This window comes from Dactylosporangium sp. NPDC050688 (assembly GCF_040654515.1).
Classification (GTDB): domain Bacteria; phylum Actinomycetota; class Actinomycetes; order Mycobacteriales; family Micromonosporaceae; genus Dactylosporangium.
The window spans coordinates 48,532-69,205 of record NZ_JBFAIC010000009.1; the positions used below are offsets into that span (position 1 = coordinate 48,532).

Annotated in this window: 22 protein-coding genes; 12 read left to right on the forward strand and 10 right to left on the reverse strand. The window is 71.9% G+C overall.

The features are described 5' to 3' along the window. Positions 1-178: 178 nt before the first annotated feature. Together AB0H83_RS11310 and AB0H83_RS11315 are read left to right on the forward strand one after the other, a co-directional pair. Entirely contained in the window at positions 179-772 is a 594-nt protein-coding gene (locus AB0H83_RS11310) for a VTT domain-containing protein (protein ID WP_360090636.1), read from the forward strand. Positions 773-851: 79 nt separating this feature from the next. Continuing rightward, positions 852-1,859 (forward strand): hypothetical protein, encoded by a 1,008-nt coding sequence (locus AB0H83_RS11315; protein WP_360090639.1) that lies wholly within the window; start codon positions 852-854, stop codon positions 1,857-1,859. Here AB0H83_RS11315 and AB0H83_RS11320 read toward each other — a convergent pair. Both AB0H83_RS11320 and AB0H83_RS11325 read right to left on the reverse strand, forming a co-directional pair. Next, positions 1,853-2,929, reverse strand: a complete 1,077-nt coding sequence (locus tag AB0H83_RS11320; protein WP_360090642.1) for a branched-chain amino acid aminotransferase — start codon at positions 2,927-2,929, stop codon at positions 1,853-1,855. The two genes, AB0H83_RS11315 and AB0H83_RS11320, sit on opposite strands and share 7 nt — an antisense overlap. Positions 2,930-3,007: 78 nt before the next feature. Continuing rightward, entirely contained in the window at positions 3,008-3,853 is an 846-nt protein-coding gene (locus AB0H83_RS11325; RefSeq protein WP_360090645.1) for a fused MFS/spermidine synthase, read from the reverse strand. Positions 3,854-3,972: 119 nt separating this feature from the next. On the opposite strand from AB0H83_RS11325, the gene AB0H83_RS11330 reads away from it, so the two are divergent. The 7 genes from AB0H83_RS11330 (at position 3,973) to AB0H83_RS11360 (ending at position 11,582) form a co-directional block, all read left to right on the forward strand. Continuing rightward, positions 3,973-4,863: a xanthine dehydrogenase family protein subunit M gene (locus AB0H83_RS11330; protein ID WP_360090648.1), complete on the forward strand. Its 891-nt coding sequence runs from the start codon at positions 3,973-3,975 to the stop codon at positions 4,861-4,863. 2 nt (positions 4,864-4,865) lie between these two features. Continuing rightward, positions 4,866-5,342: a (2Fe-2S)-binding protein gene (locus AB0H83_RS11335; RefSeq protein WP_033364884.1), complete on the forward strand. Its 477-nt coding sequence runs from the start codon at positions 4,866-4,868 to the stop codon at positions 5,340-5,342. After that, on the forward strand, positions 5,339-7,708 hold the full coding sequence (locus AB0H83_RS11340; protein WP_360090652.1) for an aerobic carbon-monoxide dehydrogenase large subunit: 2,370 nt from the start codon (positions 5,339-5,341) through the stop codon (positions 7,706-7,708). The genes AB0H83_RS11335 and AB0H83_RS11340 overlap by 4 nt, the downstream gene beginning before the upstream one ends. An 84-nt stretch (positions 7,709-7,792) precedes the next feature. After that, complete coding sequence (locus AB0H83_RS11345; protein WP_360090655.1) at positions 7,793-8,719, forward strand: XdhC family protein; 927 nt, start codon at positions 7,793-7,795, stop codon at positions 8,717-8,719. Next, a complete protein-coding gene (locus tag AB0H83_RS11350; RefSeq protein WP_360090658.1) occupies positions 8,716-9,582 on the forward strand; it encodes a MoxR family ATPase in 867 nt (288 codons plus the stop codon). The genes AB0H83_RS11345 and AB0H83_RS11350 overlap by 4 nt, the downstream gene beginning before the upstream one ends. Beyond that, positions 9,569-10,729, forward strand: a complete 1,161-nt coding sequence (locus tag AB0H83_RS11355) for a VWA domain-containing protein (protein WP_360090661.1) — start codon at positions 9,569-9,571, stop codon at positions 10,727-10,729. The genes AB0H83_RS11350 and AB0H83_RS11355 overlap by 14 nt, the downstream gene beginning before the upstream one ends. Next, a complete protein-coding gene (locus AB0H83_RS11360; protein ID WP_360090664.1) occupies positions 10,713-11,582 on the forward strand; it encodes an SRPBCC family protein in 870 nt (289 codons plus the stop codon). Before AB0H83_RS11355 ends, AB0H83_RS11360 begins: the two co-directional genes overlap by 17 nt. 82 nt (positions 11,583-11,664) lie before the next feature. Here AB0H83_RS11360 and AB0H83_RS11365 read toward each other — a convergent pair whose 3' ends face one another. Together AB0H83_RS11365 and AB0H83_RS11370 are read right to left on the reverse strand one after the other, a co-directional pair. Beyond that, the gene (locus AB0H83_RS11365) at positions 11,665-14,160 is read right to left on the reverse strand and encodes a glycoside hydrolase family 9 protein (protein ID WP_360091051.1); all 2,496 of its coding nucleotides are present in this window, start codon (positions 14,158-14,160) and stop codon (positions 11,665-11,667) included. 222 nt (positions 14,161-14,382) lie between these two features. Then, positions 14,383-14,832 carry a DUF6328 family protein gene (locus AB0H83_RS11370; protein ID WP_360090667.1) on the reverse strand — a complete coding sequence of 150 codons (450 nt, stop codon included), beginning with the start codon at positions 14,830-14,832 and terminating at the stop codon, positions 14,383-14,385. Between the two features lie 105 nt (positions 14,833-14,937). Here AB0H83_RS11370 and AB0H83_RS11375 point away from each other — a divergent pair, with 105 nt between their 5' ends. Then, positions 14,938-15,261 (forward strand): DUF6401 family natural product biosynthesis protein, encoded by a 324-nt coding sequence (locus tag AB0H83_RS11375; RefSeq protein ID WP_360090670.1) that lies wholly within the window; start codon positions 14,938-14,940, stop codon positions 15,259-15,261. A gap of 4 nt (positions 15,262-15,265) precedes the next feature. On the opposite strand, the gene AB0H83_RS11380 is transcribed toward AB0H83_RS11375, so the two are convergent. The 4 genes from AB0H83_RS11380 to AB0H83_RS11395 are packed head-to-tail and all read right to left on the reverse strand — an operon-like array spanning position 15,266 to position 16,826. Continuing rightward, positions 15,266-15,415, reverse strand: a complete 150-nt coding sequence (locus AB0H83_RS11380) for a hypothetical protein (RefSeq protein WP_360090673.1) — start codon at positions 15,413-15,415, stop codon at positions 15,266-15,268. Next, positions 15,412-15,561 carry a hypothetical protein gene (locus AB0H83_RS11385; RefSeq protein WP_360090676.1) on the reverse strand — a complete coding sequence of 50 codons (150 nt, stop codon included), beginning with the start codon at positions 15,559-15,561 and terminating at the stop codon, positions 15,412-15,414. Before AB0H83_RS11385 ends, AB0H83_RS11380 begins: the two co-directional genes overlap by 4 nt. A gap of 33 nt (positions 15,562-15,594) precedes the next feature. Beyond that, positions 15,595-16,113 carry a hypothetical protein gene (locus tag AB0H83_RS11390; RefSeq protein WP_360090679.1) on the reverse strand — a complete coding sequence of 173 codons (519 nt, stop codon included), beginning with the start codon at positions 16,111-16,113 and terminating at the stop codon, positions 15,595-15,597. A 20-nt stretch (positions 16,114-16,133) separates the two neighbouring features. Further along, entirely contained in the window at positions 16,134-16,826 is a 693-nt protein-coding gene (locus tag AB0H83_RS11395; protein WP_360090682.1) for a CAP domain-containing protein, read from the reverse strand. 219 nt (positions 16,827-17,045) lie between these two features. Here AB0H83_RS11395 and AB0H83_RS11400 point away from each other — a divergent pair, with 219 nt between their 5' ends. Together AB0H83_RS11400 and AB0H83_RS11405 are read left to right on the forward strand one after the other, a co-directional pair. Next, entirely contained in the window at positions 17,046-17,246 is a 201-nt protein-coding gene (locus AB0H83_RS11400) for a PspC domain-containing protein (RefSeq protein ID WP_033364893.1), read from the forward strand. Positions 17,247-17,311: 65 nt separating this feature from the next. Then, positions 17,312-17,659: a DUF6401 family natural product biosynthesis protein gene (locus AB0H83_RS11405; RefSeq protein ID WP_360090685.1), complete on the forward strand. Its 348-nt coding sequence runs from the start codon at positions 17,312-17,314 to the stop codon at positions 17,657-17,659. A gap of 733 nt (positions 17,660-18,392) precedes the next feature. On the opposite strand, the gene AB0H83_RS11410 is transcribed toward AB0H83_RS11405, so the two are convergent. Next, positions 18,393-19,943 carry an MFS transporter gene (locus AB0H83_RS11410; RefSeq protein WP_360090688.1) on the reverse strand — a complete coding sequence of 517 codons (1,551 nt, stop codon included), beginning with the start codon at positions 19,941-19,943 and terminating at the stop codon, positions 18,393-18,395. 4 nt (positions 19,944-19,947) lie between these two features. Next, positions 19,948-20,667, reverse strand: coding sequence for an LppX_LprAFG lipoprotein (locus AB0H83_RS11415; RefSeq protein WP_360090691.1), 720 nt, complete (start codon positions 20,665-20,667; stop codon positions 19,948-19,950). Between the last annotated feature and the right edge of the window lie 7 nt (positions 20,668-20,674).

Consider the following 20,674-nt stretch of genomic DNA (forward strand, 5'->3'; position numbering starts at 1 on the left):
ATGACCGGCCCGCAGCGGAGCGAGGAGCTGGTCATCATCGGCGCAGTCTCAAGGTCAGGACGGCGCCGGAGCGCAGCGGAGGTGACGGCATGACCGGCCCGCAGCGGAGCGAGGAGCTGGTCATCATCGGCGCAGTCTCAAGGTCAGGACGGCGCCGGAGCGCAGCGGAGGTGACGGCATGACCGAGTGGCTCGAACCGCTGCACAGCCTGCCCGCCGCCCTGCTGGGGCTGGCGCTGGGGCTCGTCATGCTGCTCGACTCCATCCCGCTGCTCGGCATCCTGATCCCGGCTGACGTCGCCATCCTCACCACGGCCGGCGTGGCGGACCCGTTCAGCAGCCTCGGTTGGATCGTCGCAGGTTGCCTGGCCGGTTGGTCACTGAGTTTCCTGGCCGGCTGGGCGTTCGGGCAGCGGCTGCGCGAGGGCCGGTTCGGCCGGTGGATCGGCGAGGCGCGCTGGGCGAAGGCCGACCACGTGGTGCGCACCGGCGGCAGCCGCATCCTGGTGACGGCGCCGTTCCTGCCGTTGCTCAACACGCTGGTGCCGCTCGCGGCCGGTGGGCTGCGGATGCCGTACCTGCGGTTCCTGCGCTCCGCCGCGCTCGGCTCGGCGCTGTGGGGCGGGCTCTACGTCGGGCTGGGTGTGCTCGCGACCCGGCTGTCCGGGCTACTCCCAACGGGTGACCTGACGGTCGTGACGATCGGTCTGGGCCTCGCGTTCGGCTGGGTGGCGCTCTTCACGACCCGCCGCGTGGCTACGGTGAGTAACTGATCGGACGCATTCTCGGTCCTGTACATCCGGGTGACAGTCGGTAATCTGACGGCTGGCTCGCCCCCGGGAAGGGACTCCGTTGCGCAAGCGCTTCATCGCCTCGTTCCTCGCGGCACTCGTCGTGCTCGGCGCCTGGGCGGTGCCGGCCGGCGCGGCGCCCGGCGACCCGACGGCCGCGCCCGACGAGGGCAGCGCCAACATGACCCTCGGTGAGCTGCTGGACAAGGCCAACGGCGAGTTTCTGGACGCGCAGGGCATCCTGGAGGTCTCCAAGCAGCGCCAGGCCGAGCTGAACACGAAGGTCGCCTCGATGCAGCTCCAGCTGGACGCGATCCTCGCCGAGGTCAATGTCATCGCCGGGGCCGCCTACCGCACCGGCGGGGTGCGCACCGCGGCGGCGTTGATCCAGAGCGACTCGACCGAGTCGTTCATCGAGCGCACGATGCTGGTCAACACCGTCGCCCGCTACAACGACCGGCAGATCGGGCAGCTGACGAGGCTGCAGAAGGAGCTCGGCGAGGCGAAGAAGGCCGTCGACGCGGAGGTCGCGCAGCAGCAGGCGCAGGCCGACATCATGGCCAAGAAGAAGAAGGACGCCGAGACGGCGCTGGTGAGGATGGGCGGGCGGGCCAACGGCTACGTCAACGCCAACTCACCCCTGGCGACCCCGGCGCCGCGCAACGCCAACGGTTCGTGGCCGAAAGAGAACTGCATCATCGACGACCCGACCACCAAGGGCTGTGTCACGCCCCGCATGCTGCACGCGGTGAAGGAGGCGCACAAGGCCGGCTTCACGCGCTACTACTCGTGCTTCCGGCCCTCCGGACCGTACGAGCATCCGAAGGGCCGGGCGTGCGACTTCGCCGCCCAGGCCAACGGCTTCGGCGGGGTGGCGACCGGCGGGGACAAGACCTACGGCGGCAACCTGGCGGCGTTCTTCGTGCGCAATGCGAGCGCCCTCGGCGTGCTCTACGTCATCTGGTTCCGCCAGGTGTGGACGCCGGCCGCCGGCTGGCACTACTACAGCGGCGGCAACGGCGACCCGTCCAGCGACCACACCAACCACGTGCACCTGTCCGTCTACTGAACGGGCACCCGCCAGCCGAAGGGGTCCTCCTCGGTGCCGCGCTGGATGCCGACGAGCTGGTCGCGGATCCGGGCGGTGACCGGCCCCTCGACCGCCCCGGCGATGCTGAACTCGCCGTCGGCGGTGCGGGCGGTGCCGATGGAGCTGATGACCACGCCGGTGCCGGTGGCGAAGGTCTCCTTGAGCCGGCCGGAGCGGGCGTCGTCGTGCCACTCGTCGAGGCTGTAGGGCCGCTCGGTGACGGTGAGCCCGAGGTGGGCGCCGAGGCGCAGCACCGAGTCGCGGGTGACGCCGGGCAGGATCGAGCCGTTGAGCGGCGGGGTGACCAGCTCGCCGTCATAGACGAAGAAGAGGTTGTTGCTGCCGGCCTCCTCGATGTAGCGCCGGTGCACCGCGTCGAGGAAGACGACCTGGTCACAGCCCGCCTCCTGGGCCTGCGCCTGGGCCCGCAGGCTGGCGGCGTAGTTGGCCGCGGTCTTCACCGCGCCGGTGCCGCCGGGCGCGGCCCGCGAGTACTCCTGCGACACCCACATCGTGACGGGCTTGGCGCCGCCGGCGAAGTAGGAGCCGGCCGGGGAGGCGATGACGGCGAACAGGTACTCCAGCGACGGCCGCACGCCGAGGAACGGGTCGGTCGCGATCATGAACGGACGCAGGTAGAGGCTCTGCCCCTCGCGGGTCGGCACCCAGTCCCGGTCGGCGCCGACGAGGACCTCCAGGCAGCGCAGGAACAGCTCCTCGGGCAGCCGCGGCATGGCCAGGCGGTCGGCGGTCGCGTTGAGCCGGCGGGCGTTGGCGTCCGGCCGGAACAGGGCGATGCCGCCGCCGGGCTGGGCGTAGGCCTTGAGCCCCTCGAAGATCTCCTGCCCGTAGTGCAGGGCGGCGGTCGCCGGCGACAGGCTCAGCGGGCCGAACGGCTCGAGCCGCGCGTCATACCAGCCCTTGCCGTCGGCGTAGCGGATCGTGACCATGTGGTCGGTGAAGACGCGACCGAAGCCGGGGTCGCCCATCAGGGCCGCACGCTCCGCCGCCGGGCGGCGCGGCGCGGAAACGGTTGCAAATTCGAGCATCCCGCGACTCTAAGCGCACCCTGAACGATCCCTAAGCTCCTTCCCGACAACTGGGCGGTAGCAAGCCGTGACCGGGTTTCAGAACAGGTCGGGCGGCGGGGCCGGGGACTCGGTGGCGGTCGCGTCCGTGACGACCCGGGCACCGGCGACCAGCCGGTCCAGGTCGCCGCCGTGCACCAGCCGGGCCGGGAACGGGTCCGCGGCTCCGGCCCGGGCGAACCCGGAGACCGGCAGCGGCACCGCCGACGCGGCGAGGATGACGTTGCCGAACCGGCGGCCGCGCAGCACGGCGGGCTCGGCGAGCAGGCACACGTCTGCGTACAGCTTGCGCAGCGTCGCGACCTGCCCGCGGGCGAAGGCCAGGCCGGCCCCGTCGGCGAGGTTCGCCGCGTAGACGCCGCCGGGGCGCAGCAGGCCGGCCGCGGCGGTCAGGAACTCCAGCGACGCCAGGTGGGCAGGTACGCGGGCACCCCGGTACACGTCGGCGATGACGAGGTCGAAGCGGGCGCCGGACATCGACTCGACGGCGGCGCGGGCGTCCATCGCCCGGACCCGGATGTCGGCGTTGCGCGGCAGCGGCAGCACCCGGCGCACGAGCGCGATGAGCGCCGCGTCGAGCTCGACCACGCGCTGCGAGGAGCCGGGCCGGGTCGCGGCGACGTAGCGGGCCATCGTCAGCGCGCCGCCGCCAAGGTGCAGCACCGACAGCGGGACGCCCGGCTGGGCGACGCCGTCGACGATTGATGCCAGCCGGCGCATGTACTCGAAATCCAGCCGGCGGGGGTCGGCGATATCCACCGCAGATTGCGGATATCCGTCGATGAGCAGCGTCCACCGGCCCGGCCGGCCGTCGTCGGAGCGCAGCTCGGCAACCCCGCCGTCGGTCTGCTCGACGATGCCGGCGATACGCTTCTGACGACCCATGATCCCCACCGTAGTGACACTTTGGGGAAAGAATTTTTGTCAACAGGTGTTGTCCAATGTCGCCTTTAGGACGAACATCTTCCCGTTGGAGACCGAACGAATCCTCACGCGGAGGCGCGATGCAAGTACCCGCCGCATTCGAATATGCAAAGGCGACGACGGTGAGCCAGACGCTGGACCTGCTGGCCCAGTGGGGCGAGGACGCCCGCGTCATCGCCGGCGGTCACAGCCTGATCCCGATGATGAAGCTGCGCCTGGCCAGGCCGACCGCCCTGATCGACATCAACGACGTCAGCGAGCTGTCCTACATCAGGGTCGAGGGCGGTGAGCTGCGCATCGGCGCGCTCACGCGGCACGCGGAACTGCTCGAGTCGGCCCTGGTCGAGGAGCACTACCGCATCTTCCGCGACGCGGAGCGGGTGATCGCCGACCCGATCGTGCGCAACCGTGGCACCGTCGGCGGCTCGCTCTGCCAGGCGGACCCGGCCGAGGACCTCTCCGCCGCGTTCGCCGCCGTCGACGCCTCGGTGGTGATCCAGGGTGCGCGGGGGTCGCGCACCGTGCCGCTGACCGAGTTCCACGTCGGCCCGTACGAGACGGTCGTCGAGCCGGGCGAGCTGCTCACCGAGGTGCGGGTGCCGATCCGCCCGGGTGGCGGCTCCGCGTACACCAAGGTCGAGCGCCGCATCGGTGACTGGGCGGTGGCCGCGGCCGGCGCCGCGATCTGGATCGACCCCGCGGGCACCATCACCAGCGTCGGCATCGGCCTGGCGGCCGTCGGCGCCGAGCACTTCCGGGCGGCGCAGGCCGAGGCGTACCTCGTCGGGCGGCCCGCCACCGAGGAGAGCTTCGCCGAGGCGGGGCGCATCGCCGCCGAGCACAGCAACCCGGTCGCCGACCAGCGCGGACCGGTCGACTACAAGCGGCACCTCGCCGGGGAGCTGACCGTGCGCGCGCTGCGCGCCGCGGCCGCCCGTGGGCGTGGGCTGAACGCGAGCGGAGAGGCCTGATCATGCAGATCACCGTGACGGTGAACGGCGAGAGCCACACCCGCGACGTGGAGCCCCGGCTGCTCCTGGTCCACTTCCTGCGCAACGAGCTCGGCCTCACCGGGACGCACTGGGGCTGCGACACGTCCAACTGCGGCGTGTGCACCGTGACCCTCGACGGCGTGCCGGTGAAGTCCTGCACCGTGCTGGCCGTGATGGCCGACGGCAAGCAGGTCGGCACGGTCGAGGGGCTCGAGCGCGCCGACGGTCTCGACCCGGTCCAGCAGGGCTTCGTGCAGTGCCACGGCCTGCAGTGCGGCTTCTGCACGCCGGGCATGATGATCACCGCCCGCTGCCTGCTGGACAAGAACCCCGACCCGTCCGAGCAGGAGATCCGCGAGGCGATCTCCGGTCAGCTCTGCCGGTGCACGGGCTACGAGAACATCGTGCGCTCGGTGCGCTGGGCGGCCGAGCACGAAGCGGCGGAGGCGAAGGCATGACCGTGACTGAGACGCCCATGGGCTTCGGCCGCATGCACCGCAAGGAGGACGCGCGGTTCGTCCGCGGTCAGGGCAACTACGTCGACGACGTCAACCTGCCGGGCATGCTGCACGGGTCGTTCCTGCGCAGCCCGTACGCCCACGCGAAGATCGTCTCGATCGACACGAGCGCGGCGGAGGCGCTGCCCGGCGTCAAGGCCGTCATCACCGGGGCGGTCCTGGAGACGCTGAAGCTGGCGTGGATGCCGACGCTGTCCTACGACACGCAGGCCGTGCTCGCGACCGACAAGGTCCGCTTCCAGAACCAGGAGGTCGCGTTCGTCGTCGCGGAGAGCCACTACATCGCGCGCGACGCCCTGGAGCTCATCGAGGTCGAGTACGAGCCGCTGCCCGTCGTCGCCGACGCCAAGCAGGCGCTCGCCCCCGGCGCCCCGGTCATCCGGGACGACAAAGAGGGCAAGACCGACAACCACATCTTCGACTGGTCCGCCGGTGACAAGGAGAAGACCGACCGGATCTTCTCCGAGTCCGAGGTCGTCATCGCGGAGGACATCCTGTACCCCCGGGTGCACCCGTCCCCGCTGGAGACCTGCGGCGCGGTCGCCGACTTCGACAAGGTCAGCGGCAAGCTGACGATCTACTCGACCACCCAGGCGCCGCACGCGCACCGGACGGTCTACGCGCTCGTCGCGGGCCTGCCGGAGCACAAGATCCGGGTCATCTCCCCCGACATCGGCGGCGGCTTCGGCGGCAAGGTCGGCATCTACCCCGGCTACGTCCTGGCGATCGTCGGCTCCATCGTCACCGGCAAGCCGGTGAAGTGGATGGAGGACCGCAACGAGCACCTGACCGCCACCGCGTTCGCCCGTGACTACCACATGCGCGGCGAGATCGCGGCGACGAAGGACGGCAAGATCCGGGCGCTGCGGGTCGACGTGCTCGCCGACCACGGCGCGTTCAACGGCACCGCCCAGCCGACCAAGTTCCCGGCCGGCTTCTTCCACATCTTCACCGGGTCCTACGACCTGGAGGCGGCGTCCTGCAACGTCAAGGGCGTCTACACCAACAAGGCGCCCGGCGGCGTCGCGTACGCCTGCTCGTTCCGCATCACCGAGGCCGCGTACCTGGTCGAGCGCATGATCGACGTGCTGGCGTTCGAGCTGAAGATGGACCCGGCCGAGCTGCGGATGAAGAACCTGCTCAAGCCGGAGCAGTTCCCGTACACCACGCCGACCGGCTGGGAGTACGACTCGGGCGACTACCCGAAGGCGCTGCGCCTGGCCATGGACATGGTCGGGTACGAGAAGCTGCGCGTCGAGCAGGCCGAGAAGCTGCAACGCGGCGAGTACATGGGCATCGGCATCAGCTTCTTCACCGAGGGTGTCGGGGCCGGGCCGCGCAAGCACATGGACATCCTCGGCCTGGGCATGGCCGACGGCGCCGAGCTGCGGGTCCACCCGACCGGCAAGGCGGTGCTGCGCCTGTCGGTGCAGACCCAGGGCCAGGGGCACGAGACGACGTTCGCGCAGATCGTCGCGGAGGAGCTCGGCATCTCCCCCGACGACATCGACGTCGTACACGGCGACACCGACAACACGCCGTTCGGGCTCGGCACGTACGGCTCCCGCTCCACCCCGGTGTCGGGCGCGGCGACCGCGATCGTAGCCCGCAAGGTCCGCGACCGGGCGAGGATCGTGGCGTCGGCGATGCTCGAGGTGTCCCCGGACGACCTGGAGTGGGAGAAGGGCAAGTTCTTCGTCAAGGGCGACCCCGACCAGGCCAAGACGATCCAGGAGATCGCCATGGCCGCGCACTCCAGCCTCGAGCTGCCCGAGGGCGTCGAGGGCCACCTGGACGCGACGACGGTCTACAACCCGCCGAACCTGACCTACCCGTTCGGCGCGTACATCTGCGTCGTCGACGTCGACCCGGCCACCGGCCAGGTCAAGGTGCGCCGGTTCATCGCGGTCGACGACTGCGGCGTGCGGATCAACCCGATGATCGTCGAGGGCCAGGTGCACGGCGGCCTCGCCGACGGCATCGGCATGGCGCTCATGCAGCTCATGGCGTTCGACGAGGACGGCAACCACCTCGGCGCCTCGCTCATGGACTACCTGCTGCCAACGTCGCTGGAGTGCCCGTCGTGGGAGCTCGGCGAGACGGTCACCCCGTCGCCGCACCACCCGATCGGCGCCAAGGGCGTCGGCGAGTCCGCGACGGTCGGCTCGCCGGCCGCGGTGGTCAACGCCGTCCTCGACGCGCTGAAGCCCTTCGGGGTCCGGCACGCCGACATGCCGCTCACCCCGTCCAACGTGTGGCGCGCCGCTCAGGGCCGCCCGATCCGAACGGACCTGGCCATCTCATGAGTGGCCCGAAGCGAAGCGGAGGGCTGCTCATCATGGGCACAGCCTCACGTCAGGCCGGCGCCGGAGCGAAGCGGAGGTGACGGCATGACGAACGTCCTTCATCGTGCCGACCGGCTGCGCGCGGACCGCACCCCGTTCGTCCTCGCGACGGTGGTGCGTGCCGAGCGGCCGACCAGCGCCAAGGCCGGCGACCGCGCCCTCGTGCTGCCGGACGGCACGATGGAGGGGTTCGTCGGCGGCACCTGCGCCGAGTCGACCGTCCGTCTCCAGGGGCTGCGGCTGCTGGAGACGGGCGAGTCGACGCTGCTGCGCATCAGCCCCTCCGGGGAAAGCACCGAACGGGAGGGTCTGCTCACCGTCGCCAATCCCTGCCTGTCGGGCGGCACCCTGGAGATCTTCCTGGAGACGATGATTCCGGCGCCGCTGGTGTACGTGCACGGCGAGGCCCCCGTCGCCCGCGCGATGGTCGACGTCGCGCAGGCGGTCGGCTGGGAAGGGGTCCGCGGGCCGGCGCAGCAGCTGCCGCTGGACGCCTCCGCGGTCGTGGTCGCCTCGCACGGGCGGGACGAGGTCGAGGTGCTCACCGCGGCGGTGAAGGCCGGCGTGCCGTACGTCGCGCTGGTCGCCAGCCGGAAGCGGGCCGCGGCGGTGCTCGACGAGCTGCCGCTCACCGCCCTGGAGAAGGCGCGCATCCACGCGCCGGCCGGGCTGGACATCGGCGCCCGTACCGCGCCGGAGATCGCGCTGTCCATCCTCGCCGAGGTGATCTCCAAGCGTCCCCGGCAGACCGCCCCGCCGCCGGGGCGCATCGACCTGCCGCTGCTGCAGCCGGTGGCCCCGGTGCCGGCACAGCCGGTGTCGCGGGTCGCGGTCGCCAAGGACGTCGTCTGCGCGATGGACGTGGCGATCTCCCCCGACGCGCTGCAGTACGAGCACGAGGGCACCATGTACTACTTCTGCGGCTCCGGCTGCCGGCGGGCGTTCATCGACAACCCGGCCCGGTACCTGTGACGGCGTCGATCGACGAGCTGACCGACGGGCTCGCCGGGCAGGGCTACCTCGCCGACCAGGGCCTCGCCACGGCGCTGTTCCTGGCGGTGCGGCTCGGCCAGCCGATCCTGCTGGAGGGCGAGCCCGGGGTCGGCAAGACCGCCGCCGCCGGCGCCCTCGCCGCCGCACTGGACACGCCGCTCATCCGGCTGCAGTGCTACGAGGGGCTCAGCGCCGCCGAGGCCCTGTACGAGTGGAACTACCCCCGGCAACTGCTGGGGATCCGGCTCGCCGAGGCCCGCGGCGAGGTGCCCCGGGAGGCGGACCTGTTCGCCCCCGAGTACCTGCTGCGCCGGCCGCTGCTCGCCGCGATCGAGCACCCCGGCCCGCGCCCGGCGGTGCTGCTCATCGACGAGGTCGACCGGGCCGACGACGAGTTCGAGGCGTTCCTGTTCGAGCTGCTCGCCGAGGGCTCGGTGACCATCCCGGAGCTCGGCACCCGCACCGCGACCGTGCCGCCCGTCGTCGTGCTGACCAGCAACCGGACCCGCGACCTGCACGACGCGCTGCTGCGGCGGTGCCTGTACCACTGGATCGGGTACCCGGATCCGCACCGGGTCGCGGCGATCATCCGGCAGCGGGTGCCGGGCGCCGACGAGCTGCTGGCCGCCCAGATCGCCGGCGCCGTGTCCCGGCTGCGCGGCCTTGACCTGACCAAGCCGCCCGGCGTCGCCGAGGCGATCAGCTGGGCCAACGCGCTGCGGCTGCTCGGCCTGCCGCTGGAGGAGAAGTCCGCGGGCGCCACCCTCGGCGCGGTGCTGAAGTACCGCGAGGACGAGGAACTGGCCCGCCGCACGGGGCTGGCCGACCTTGTCGAGGGGTGACTTAGCCGGGCTCGTCGCGGCGTTCGGCGCGGCGCTGCACGACGCGGGCCTGCCCGTCGGGCCGGACCGCAGCGAACGCTTCGCCCGCGCCGTCACGCTGCTGGCCCCGACCACGACCGCCGAGCTGCACCGCTGCGCGCGGGCCACGCTGACCTGCCACCCGGAGCAGTTCGAGATCCTCGACCGGGTCTTCGACGCGGTCTTCCGCGGCTACGCCGACGACCCGGCCGACTTCCGCGGCGACCCGAACGCCACTGGCACGTCCACCACCACGACCTCGGGCAGCACCCCGTCGGCAGGCCCGTCCGGCTCCTCCGACCAGGCGTCGTCATCCACCCGGGAGATCGAGATCCCGGTCGCCACCGTCGGCAGCGCGGCGGAGCGCCTCGCGTCGCGGGACTTCGCCACGCTGACCCCGGAGGAGCTGGCGCTGCTCGCGGACCTGATGCGCCGGCTCACCCTGGCCACGCCGCTGCGCCGGACCCGCCGGATGCGCTCGACGGTCTCCGGCAGCGGCACCGACCTGCGGGCCACGCTGCGCCGGGCCAGGCGCACCGGCGGCGACCCGCTGCGGCTGGTGCGCCGCGAGCCGCGGGAGCGCCCCCGGCGGCTGGTCGCGCTGTGCGACATCTCCGGATCCATGGAGCCCTTCGCCAGGGCCATGCTGCAGCTGCTGTACTGCGCCGCCGGCACCTCGCGCGCCGAGGTGTTCACCTTCGCCACCAGGCTGACCCGGCTCACGAAGGTCCTCACCCGTACCCGTCCCGCCGTCGCCCTGGCCCGCGCCGGTCAGGCCGCCCCCGACTGGTCCGGCGGCACCCGCATCGGCGCCGCGCTGAAGGCCTTCAACGACGGCTACGGCCGGCGCGGGATGGCCCGCGGCGCGGTCGTCCTCATCGTCTCCGACGGCTGGGAGACCGGCGACCCGGCGCAGGTCGGCACCGAGATGGCCCGGCTGTCCCGCCTCGCCCACCGCATCGTGTGGGTCAACCCGCGCACTGCCAGCCCCCGCTACCGGCCGCTGGTCGGTGGCATGGCCGCCGCGTGGCCGTTCTGCGACGCGGTGGTCAGCGCCCATTCCCTCACCGCTCTCCACCCCCTCCTTGCCGCACTTGAAGGACGTGACCGTCATGCTGCTCACCAATGAGTTCGTCGTCCACCGCCCCCTCGAAGAGACCTGGACGGTCCTCACCGACCTGGAGCAGATCGCCCCGTGCATGCCCGGTGCCCAGCTCACCTCGGTGCAGGGCGACGAGTACCACGGCAAGGTCAAGGTGAAGGTCGGCCCGATGACCGCCCAGTTCTCGGGCGTGGCGACCTTCAAGGAGCGCGACGCCGCCGCGCACCGGGCGGTCATCGACGCCCGCGGCCGCGACGCGACCGGCAAGGGGCGCGCGTCGGCGCTGGTGACGGCGGTCCTGGCGGCCGAGGGCGACGCCACGAAGGTCACCGTCGAGACCGACCTGACAATCGCCGGCCCCCTGGCGCAGATGGGGCGCAGCACGATCGGCGACATCAGCACCCGGCTGCTCGGTCAGTTCGTGACGAACCTGGAGGCGCAGCTGGCCGCCTCGGAACCCGCACCGGCCGCCGCTGCGGACTCCTCCGCCGCCGCGACCGACGCTTCGCCCGCCGCCGCACCTGCCGACGCCTCGCCTGCCGCCGCTGCTTCGCCTGCCGCCGCTTCGCCTGCCGCCGCCTCGCCGGCCGCCGCTTCGGCCGTGGCCGCCGCTTCGCCCGCCGCGGCGGCGGCGCCGGTGGAGGCGGTCACCGACGAGCAGGTGGCCGAGGCCGTGGCGATCCTGCCGCCCGGCAACGTCCCGGACGCCAACGGCGTCACCACCGCCCCCGCCGAGCAGGCCGTCCGGCTCATCGAGGGGCCGGAGGCCGAGCCCGTCGACCTGCTGCAGACAGCCGGCACCACCAACCTCATCAAGATCGCGGTCCCGGTCGTCGTGCTGATCGCGGTCGTCGTCGGCCTGATCATCTGGCTGAGCTGACCCGCACACGCCGAGGGGCACCGGCCGGGTCGCGGTCGGTGCCCCTCGTCCTTTCCTCACCCCATCCGATGCGGCCGCCCTATCAACCGCAGGTGAAGACTGCCGGGGCCGCGTTCGGCCCCCACTGCACCTTGCCGAGCAGCAGGATCGTCGTCGACTCGCCCGGCTTCAACCGGGTCTGCCACGGCTTGACCTTCACCGAGGCGCCGGTCTGCGTCGCGGTGCCGTTGACCGCGAGCTCGACCTTCTGCGTACCGGTGTAGGCGAAGCCGAGCGTCCAGTTCGACAGCGTCGTGCGGGACGTGTTGCGGACCGTCACCGACGCGATGTAGACGCCGCCGAGGTCCAGGAGCCTGGTGTATGAGACGGTGCACGGCGACTTCGGCGCCGCACCGCCCTCACCCTGGTCGGCCAGGAACGAGGCCACCCAGGACAGCGTCGAGTTCCAGTTGATGGTGATCTCGTTCGTCGACCACGACTCGATGTCGTCCAGGTAGCAGAACTGCGGCTTGCAGCCCGGCAGGATCTTCGACGCGACCGGGTCCTGGATCGAGGAGTTCGGGCCGCCGGACAGCGAGCCCACCGGCGGGTTCGGCAGGGCCGGGTTCAGCTGGTGGGCGTACATCCGGGAGTGCTGGTTGTGCGACGCCCGCTCGCCATAGCCGGTCACGTAGGACTGGTTGAGCGCGTTGCGGCCGAGGATGTAGTCGATGCCCGTCACGACCCCGTCGCGGAACGCGGTGTCGCCGCTGATGTCGTACGCCGTGGCCACGACCACCAGGTTGTTCATGATGAGGCCGTTGGAGCCCCAGTCGAACTTCCCGTTGGCCGGGTCGTAGGCGATGTTGTACGCGTTGCCGCGCAGCGTCGCCAGGTAACCCCGGGCGCCGTCGACCACGGACTGCCGCACCCGCGCCCGGTCGGGCAGCGCGTTGGGCACGGTGGCCAGGTCGAGCCGGCCGGCCGTCGCGGTGAACTTCCAGTCGAAGCCCTCCGGGCGGAACACGTCGGCGGTGTGCCACGGCGACGCGACGACCGCGTCCTGGTAGGCCTTCTCGCCGGTGCTGATGAACAGCTCCGCCGCGGCCCAGTAGAACTCGTCAGTGACGTTGTCGTCGTCGTACGCGCCGCCGCCGGTGCCGTCCGTGACCAGCGCGTAGCGGGTCGGGTTGGCCACCGCCGCCGCGTAGGCCGTGCGGGCCGCGGCGAGCAGCTTCGCGGCGAACGCCTTGTCGTACGGCTGGAACAGGCGGGCACCCTGCGCGGCGGTCGCGGCGAGGTTCAGCGTCGCGGCCGTCGACGGGGCGTGCAGCTCGCGCGGCTGCGGGTCGGCGGCCGGGTCGAGCGGCAGGCCGGTCCAGGCCGCGTCGTGCACCTTGTGGTGGACCATGCCGGCGAGCGGCTTGCCGGCCGGGACCTGCATGCGCAGCATGAACTCCAGCTCCCAGCGGGCCTCGTCGAGGACGTCCGGCACCTGGTTGCCGTGCTCGGGGATGCGCAGCGACCCGTCGCCGAGCTTGTCCGCGCGGGCGCCGGCGGCGACCTTGGTCCGCTCGAAGGTGCTCAGCAGCTGGTACACGGAGATGCCGCCGTTGACGACGTACTTGCCGTGGTCGCCGGCGTCGTACCAGCCGCCCCGCACGTCGAGGCGGTAGTCGCACACGCCCGGCTGGCACGGCACGTCGGTGTCGCCCTGGTTGGGCGCGACGCCCAGGTGGCCGGCGGCGCGGCCGTAGCCGGGGGCGATGCTGTCGAGGATCTCGATGCCGCTGCGCTGGGTGTAGTACCAGGACAGCGAGTCGGCGCGCAGCTTCTCGTAGGCGGCGTTGACCCCGATGTCGAAGGGCACGCTGGTCTCGCCGTCGGCGGTGAGCGTGTAGCCGGTGCCGGTCACCTGGTATGAGCTGAAATCGGCCCTGTGCACGTTCTGCCCAGACGTGGCGTCGACGCCGGCGGGGCTGGTCGTGCCGGAGGCGACCACGGTGCCGGCGGCGTTGCGCAGCTGCCACGGCAGGGCGGTGGTCGCCTCGGTGACGACGGTCGCGGCCTTCGGGCCGTTGGTGAGGTAGCCAACCTGGTTGACCCGCACCCGCGGGCCGGTGTCCGGGACGTACACGGGCGGCGGTGCACCCCCTTGCAGTGAGATGTCGTCGAGGCACAGTGTCCAGGCCACCGGGCTGCCACCGACCTGGAACGCGACCTGACCCGCGTCGGTGTCCGCGGCCGCGGTGAAGGTGTAGCTGAAGGCCTGCGGCGCGGCGGTGAGGGCCGGCGCCGCCGAGAGCTCCTGGGTGTACGGCGGCGCGGCGAGCTGGACGTTCGCCCGCACGGTCACCGGCGTGGTGGCGCTGGCGGTGAACGCCAGCTTGTAGGACTCGCCGGCCTGCAGCTTGATCGCGTTCTGCCCGATGATGGCGTCCCACGGGTTGGTGGTGCCAGCGGGGATCGCCGCGCACAGCCGGCCCTCCACGACGGAGGCCGGCGCGTTGCCGGTCCACCACCACGGGTCGGTGCTGCTGTCGAAGGTCCCGTTGACGATCTGCTCGGCCGGTTCGGCGAATGCGGCGGAGGCGGTCATCGGCACGACCAGCACCGCCGCCACTAAGGCAAGCGAGAGTTTGCGCTTCACACAGACACCCCTTGTGGCGGAAGGGAATTGGGAGCGCTCCCACTGTGGCCCAGGACACAAGGAGTGTCAATACCTGCGTTTGCTGACCATCTCGCCGGCTCTCGCCGGCTCCGGAGGTTCGGTGTTCTCCCCGGGCTCCGAAGGTTCAGTGCTCTCGCCGGCTCCGGAGGTTCAGCGCTTCATCGACGGGAACACGTACCAGACGACGATGAAGGAGATCCCGAGCGCCGCGGCGACGGCGACCGCCCACGACATGGAGACCACGACCTCGAACACCAGGAACACCGCGCCGACCACCGACAGCCAGAGGAACACCAGGCCGACCATGGCCAGGACGCTGCTGGCGTCGACGAGCTCCTTCTTGCGGCCGCGCCGGAACAGGACCCGGTGATGGCTCACCGGGGCGATGAGGCACAGCGTCGCGAGGGCGGTCAGCACCAGCGTCACGATGTACGTTGCACGCTGCACGTCGGTGAGGTGCTCGAAGCGCTGGTTGAACGGGATCGTCAGCAGGAAGGCGAACAGGATCTGCACGCCGGTCTGCGCGACGCGCAACTCTTGGAGCAATTCATTCCAGTTCCGGTCGAAACGCTCATCGGGGGTCTCGTCGCGATCGGCCATGCGGGTCCATTTACCCAACGGGTCGGCGGATCGAACTTGGCGATCGGCCCAAACCCGGCGCGTCGGGGCTGCGACCGGTTGCATGCTGGGCTTATGGTCGCGGACGTGAGCGCACCCTTCGATGAGTTGACGTCCGGCCGGCGCGCATGGATCGCCCGGGCGGGACTGGCCGAGCTCGCCTCGGCCGTCGGGCGGCCCGGCCGGGTGGCCGTGTCCACCCGGCCCGACCTGCTGGCGCGCGTCGATCAGCACGCCGCCGCGATCCGCGAGTCCCTCGGCGGCACGCTGCTCGACCCGGTGGCCCTCGCCGGTTACGCTGCGGCGATCCGGGACGCGGCCCGGGACGCGGGCGAGACCCTCGACGACTGGTCCCGCCCGACCTGGGCGATGCTCCGCCTGCTGGCGGTCTGCTCGCTGGTCCCCTCCTGAGCGGCTACTTCAGGAACCGCTTGTCCGCGTGCAACGGGGCGGCCAGCCGGATGGTGATGAACTCGTTGTCGTCGGCCTTGCCGGGGGTACGCCCGCTGGAGAACGGGAAGTTGTTGTCGTTGACCACGCCGAGCGTGCGGTCGTCGAGGATCACGACGTCCTCGATGGTCTGGAACGTGAACGTGCCGGCGCTGCCGCCCAGTAGGTCCAGCGCCTGCCCGTGTACGAGCGCGACGCCACGTCGAACTCGTTGAGCCGCAGCGCACCGGCGGCGTCGCCGGCTCGTCTGAGGTTCCTCATGGCCCGCGACGCTATGGGCCCAGGGTGAACCGCCTACATTTTCCGGGTGATGGCCCCGAGAAGCGTGTGCAGCCGGTCGACGACGGCCGGCCCGTCGGTGATGCCGCCGCCGTCCTGGTAGTACACCAGCGACACCCGTACGACGAGCTCGCCGCTGGCGGTCTCGACGTGCGCCTCGCCGTCGCCGACCGACGAGAACGTCGTGGCGTCGATCGACTTGGCGTCCTTCGCCGCGTTCTTGTCGTAGGCAACCTGCTGCGGGGCGCCCATCGACGGGCGGACCAGCACCAGGAACAGGTAGAAGTCGCCGGAGGCACCGTCGACGGCGCACGCCTTGAGCGAGTCGGTGTCGCGGCGCTCCTTGGCGCCCGGCGCCTCCCCGAGCGCGGCCTTGAGCTGGTCGTCGGTGGCGAGTCCGCACACGTCGACGGCGTCGTAGAGGCCGCCGTTACGCTTCGTCTCCGCCGACTGCGCCTGGCTGGACGGGTCGTCACCGCAGCCGGCGAGCGCCAGCACGGCGCTCGCCGACAGCACGGCTGTACGTAAGGTCACAGAGAGTTTCTACAGGGTTTTCAGACGCGACCGAAGTCCTGGGTCCAGTACGGGGTCCCGTCGGCCTTGTACGCGACGCCGACGCCGACCGCGACGCTGGCGCAGTTGAGGATGTTGGCGCGGTGCCCGGCACTGTTGATCCAGCCGTTGACGACCTCCTGCGGCGAGCGGTAGCCCCAGGCGATGTTCTCCGCGGAGGCCCCGGTGGTGTACCCGGCGGCGGCCTCACGCTGCACGAACGTGCTGCCGTTGGACCCGGTGTGGCTGAAGAAGTTGTTCGTCACCATGTCCGTGCTGTGCGCCCGGGCGGCGGCGACGAGCCGGGAGTCGATGCGCAGCGCGCCGCAGCCGTTCGCGGTGCGGTAGTTGTTGGTCAGCGTCACGACCTCGGTCTCGAACGAGCTGCTCTCCACGGGCTTGGTGACCGGGGCGGTGGTCGGCGTGGTCGTCGGCGTCTTGGTCGTCGGCGTGGTCTCCGGCTTCTTCGCCGGTGTGGTGGCCGGCTTCTTGGCGGTCGTCTTCTTCTTTTTCTTTTTCTTCTTCTTCGACACCGCCGTGGCGACGTCGGCATGCGCGACCGCGTCACCGGCGGCGCTGGCGACCTGGGCGGCGGCGGGGGCTGCCGTCGCCGCGGTCGCGGTGATCGTGAAGCCGAGGGGCGCCGCGAGCAACACGGCGGCGAGGACGGTGGCACGGCGAGGGAACCGGGACACGATGGGAGAACCTTCCGTCGGTGAGCGTTGACGCAGTTGGTATCGGGTCCCTCACACCCCTCGTGAGCAGGTCAACCGCCCCGCAACGGTCGGCAACCGACCGGCTACCCGTGCGGGTGGGTCCCTAGTGGACCGCGTTTCGAAGTTCCGTCAAAGGTTGGAGGGCGCCGGCCCCGGGCATCCATACCGTTGAGCTACACACCGATCGAAGGAGCAGCAATGTCCAGTCTGGTCAGGCCCCGGGACAACCGTTGGATCGCCGGCGTCTGCTCCGGCCTCGCCCGCCGGTTCGGCATGTCGCCCAACGTCATGCGGCTCATCTTCGTGCTCTCGTGCCTGCTGCCGGGCCCGCAGTTCGTGGCCTACATCGTGCTGTGGGTCCTGATGCCCGACGAGTCCCGGGCGCCCCGGTACAACTGAGTTCGACCCGGGTGCGCTCCGGGTTCACCGGTCAACCGGCCGGGCGACCGGTCGAACTCGGAGGCATGTTCAAGGACCTCGCCGAAGCCACCCGTCATACGGCCGCCCGCTCAACGCTCAACGGGTTGATGACCTGGCTCGGCGAGGCCGGCCTGGCGGCCGCCGCCGCGTCCGCCGGCCTCCAGGCCGCGGTCGACCAGCACGCCGCCGCCGTCCGCGACGCCCTCGGCGACCCGGAACACGGCCCGAACGCGGTCTGCCTGGCCAGCTACGCCACCGGCGTCCGCGACACCCTCATCGAGGCCCGATGGCAGCTGCCACCCACATCGGAGCTCGACTGGTCAAAGGCCGAGTGGCCGACGCTGCGGCTGATCGCCATCTGCGCCCTGGCCCGGACCGGCGGCCACATCTGACCCCTGCCCGCCGTCGCGTGCCCCGGCGCAGGTCGCGGCGGGCCGGTCCCGTCGCCGCCGGCCCACCTTGTGATCTTGCCTGCTTGATCGAAGCCGCGGCGTGGTCGCCCAGACGACCGGGACGCGACTTGGATCACCACGATGGGGTCACGTCCGGCAGTCCGGCGACCACCATCTGACCCTTGCCCAGCGTCGCGTGCCGCAGCACGGGTCGCGGCACGCGGCCAATCCCGTCACAGGTCGCGACCACCAGCCCGCCGGGGATCTTGCCTGCTTGATCGAAGCCGCGGCGTGGTCACCCAGACAACCAGGACACGACTTGGATCACCACGGCGGTCCGACCAGCCCGCAGCGCCAGCCGCGCCGAAGCCAGTGCTGTGGCCAGTGACGTTGGCCGGGTTTCTTTCGCACCCCGATCCCCACCACACCACGGTCACGCCGGCACCGCATCAACCCGAAGCAGGCCGGGCCAGCGGTGACCGGGCCAGGCGGCGATCGGACCGAATGCAGGCCAGACCGGTAGAGATCGACCAGTCAGCGACCGGTCCGGTGGCGACCGGGCCAGTGGTGACCAGACGGTCGCGTGGCCGCGACGGATCACCACCCCTGCGCCCGGCGGCGAGTTCGCGGCGGCGCAGGAACCGCGCCGCCGCCGTGCCACGCGCCGGGGTCGTCGCCGTGCAGGTCCAGCCTCGCTGAGCCCGCGGCAGGGGTCGATCCCGGCGGCGGCGGGTCAGGGCTGGTCGGAAGCTGGAGCCGGGCGGCCGAGGAACGCCGACGCCACGGCGCCCGCCACGCAGACGGCGGCTGTGATCAGGAAGATTTCGCGGTACTCGGTGCGCAGGGCGGACTGCAGTGCGTCCGCGTACGCCGACAGCAGGCGCTTCTGCTCGTCGGCAGGCTTGCCGAAGACCAGCGGGAAGTCCAGCGTCGCGGTCAGCTCGTGGAACCGGTGCAGCCCCCACGCGGTCAGGGCGGCGACGCCGATCAGCATGCCCATGGTGCGGGCCACCACCACGGCGGAGGAGGCCACGCCGTGCTGGGACGGCGGGGTTGCGCGCAGCGCCGCCGCGGACAGCGGGGCGATGACCAGGCCGAGGCCGAGGCCGGCGAGGGCCAGGTCGGTGTCGAGGCGGGGCAGGATGCCCGCGTAGCGGACGGCGAGCACGTCGGCGGGCCAGGCGGCGATGAGCAGGTAGGCCAGTGCCGCGAGCAGCAGGCCGCCGGCGCTGACCACCCGCTCGCTCAGCCGGCGGGAGCGCAGGAGCAGGCCGCCGAGGACCGCGCCGACCGGCAGGGCGACCAGGAACCGGGTCAGGACCAGGGTGGCCTCGACGCCGGACCGGCCGAACAGGGTCTGGGCGACCAGCTCGACGTCGACCAGCGTCACCATCAGCGCGACCCCGGCGCACCAGCTGGCGGCGAGCGCGGCGAGGAACGGGCCCTTCGCCACGCCGGTCAGGTCCAGCAGGCGGGTCCGCGCCCGGCGCTCCCACAGCACGAACAGCACCGTCACGGCGGCGGCGCCGGCGAGGACCGGCCAGCCCCACGCGGGCAGGACGGACCGCTCTGGGTCGGGGTTGTAGAGCGCGACGACGACGGCGCCGAGGGCGACCGCGAGCAGCAGCCCGCCGACGACGTCGGTCCGGCGCGGCGCGGCGGTGGCGGGCGGGCCGCCGGGCACCGAGCGCCAGACGAGGACGATCGCCACGGCGACGAGCGGCAGGTTGACCCAGAAGATGCCGCGCCACGTGCCGAGCAGGCCGGCGATGGCGACCCCGTACAGGGGGCCGAGGACGCTGCCGAGCTCCTGCGCCGCGCCGATGTTGCCCAGCACGAGGTGGCGGCCGCGGTCCGGCCACAGGTCGCCGACCAGGGCGACGGTGACCGGCAGCAGCGCACCGCCGGCGATGCCCTGCAGGGTGCGGCCGCCGGTGAGCAGCCAGAGCGAGTCGCCGGAGGCGGCGGTCAGCGCGGAGCCCACGCCGAAGCCGAGCAGGCTCGCGACCAGCAGCGCGCGGCGGCCGTAACGGTCCGACAGCGAGCCGAGCAGCGGCATGCCGGCGACGTAGCCGAGCAGGAACCCGGTCACGACCGGGGTGACCCGCTCCAGCCTGGTGTCGGCGATGTGCAGCGAGTCCATGATGTCGGTCAGGACCCCGACGACCACGTAGGCGTCCAGCGCGGCGAGCAGCACCGCGACGCCGCCGACGCCGATGGCGAGCCGCCGTTGCGGAGCGCCTCCGGCCGCCGGCGACACGGTCGTGGGCTGCGTCGATGTCATCGCGCTACTTCGGCGCGGTGATGGTGACCGGGGCGTCGAACTCCTTGAACGTCACGGTGACCGTGCCGCCCTTGGCCTCGCCGACGGCGGGCAGGGTCCACGCGGCCTTCAGCAGCTTCTTGCTGTCCTTGGCGATCCAGAACTTGCCGGGCACCGAACCGGTCACCCCCGGCACGACGTTGACCAGGGTCTCCGCGGAGGAGTTGGCGGCCACCCGGTAGGTCTCCTGGCCGTCGACGGCCTCGGTGGCCTCGGTCTTGCCGCCGGAGGCGGTGCCGAGGACCTTGGCGATGCCGCGGTTGGGGTCGAGGATCGCCGACGGGTCATAGACCGAGGCGGCGAGGGCGAGCGGCAGCTGCTGGTAGTCGCCGGTCGGGCCCTTGAGCCACATGGTCTGCCCCACGATGGTGAATGCCAGCTCGACCGTCGCGCCCACCTGCTCGACCTGGGCGGTGCCCTGCGCGCTGCCCTCCTTGGTCAGCACGCCCTCGGCGCGCTTGAGGGCGACCCCGGCGATGGTGCCGTCGGCGGTGATGAGGAACTTCGCCGACGTGATGCCGCCCATCGCGGTGGCGGACTCCTTGAGCAGCCCTTCGGCGGCCGGCAGGTTGGGATCCGTCTGGCCGGCTTCGTCCTCTTTGGACTTGGAGGTGCAGCCGGTCAGGGCGACGAGAAGCGCGGTGGCGGCCGTGGCGCCGGCCAGCAGAGCACGGGTGCGGGACATACCGGCA

What these genes read in the sequence shown, in the direction of transcription:
- AB0H83_RS11310 (WP_360090636.1), top strand. Translation starts at nt 179, where the DNA reads ATGACCGAGTGGCTCGAACCGCTGCACAGCCTGCCCGCCGCCCTGCTG.
- AB0H83_RS11320 (WP_360090642.1), bottom strand. Translation starts at nt 2,929, where the DNA reads ATGCTCGAATTTGCAACCGTTTCCGCGCCGCGCCGCCCGGCGGCGGAG.
- AB0H83_RS11325 (WP_360090645.1), bottom strand. Translation starts at nt 3,853, where the DNA reads ATGGGTCGTCAGAAGCGTATCGCCGGCATCGTCGAGCAGACCGACGGC.
- AB0H83_RS11330 (WP_360090648.1), top strand. Translation starts at nt 3,973, where the DNA reads ATGCAAGTACCCGCCGCATTCGAATATGCAAAGGCGACGACGGTGAGC.
- AB0H83_RS11335 (WP_033364884.1), top strand. Translation starts at nt 4,866, where the DNA reads ATGCAGATCACCGTGACGGTGAACGGCGAGAGCCACACCCGCGACGTG.
- AB0H83_RS11340 (WP_360090652.1), top strand. Translation starts at nt 5,339, where the DNA reads ATGACCGTGACTGAGACGCCCATGGGCTTCGGCCGCATGCACCGCAAG.
- AB0H83_RS11345 (WP_360090655.1), top strand. Translation starts at nt 7,793, where the DNA reads ATGACGAACGTCCTTCATCGTGCCGACCGGCTGCGCGCGGACCGCACC.
- AB0H83_RS11360 (WP_360090664.1), top strand. Translation starts at nt 10,713, where the DNA reads ATGCTGCTCACCAATGAGTTCGTCGTCCACCGCCCCCTCGAAGAGACC.
- AB0H83_RS11365 (WP_360091051.1), bottom strand. Translation starts at nt 14,160, where the DNA reads ATGACCGCCTCCGCCGCATTCGCCGAACCGGCCGAGCAGATCGTCAAC.
- AB0H83_RS11370 (WP_360090667.1), bottom strand. Translation starts at nt 14,832, where the DNA reads ATGGCCGATCGCGACGAGACCCCCGATGAGCGTTTCGACCGGAACTGG.
- AB0H83_RS11385 (WP_360090676.1), bottom strand. Translation starts at nt 15,561, where the DNA reads ATGAGGAACCTCAGACGAGCCGGCGACGCCGCCGGTGCGCTGCGGCTC.
- AB0H83_RS11400 (WP_033364893.1), top strand. Translation starts at nt 17,046, where the DNA reads ATGTCCAGTCTGGTCAGGCCCCGGGACAACCGTTGGATCGCCGGCGTC.
- AB0H83_RS11405 (WP_360090685.1), top strand. Translation starts at nt 17,312, where the DNA reads ATGTTCAAGGACCTCGCCGAAGCCACCCGTCATACGGCCGCCCGCTCA.
- AB0H83_RS11410 (WP_360090688.1), bottom strand. Translation starts at nt 19,943, where the DNA reads ATGACATCGACGCAGCCCACGACCGTGTCGCCGGCGGCCGGAGGCGCT.
- AB0H83_RS11415 (WP_360090691.1), bottom strand. Translation starts at nt 20,667, where the DNA reads ATGTCCCGCACCCGTGCTCTGCTGGCCGGCGCCACGGCCGCCACCGCG.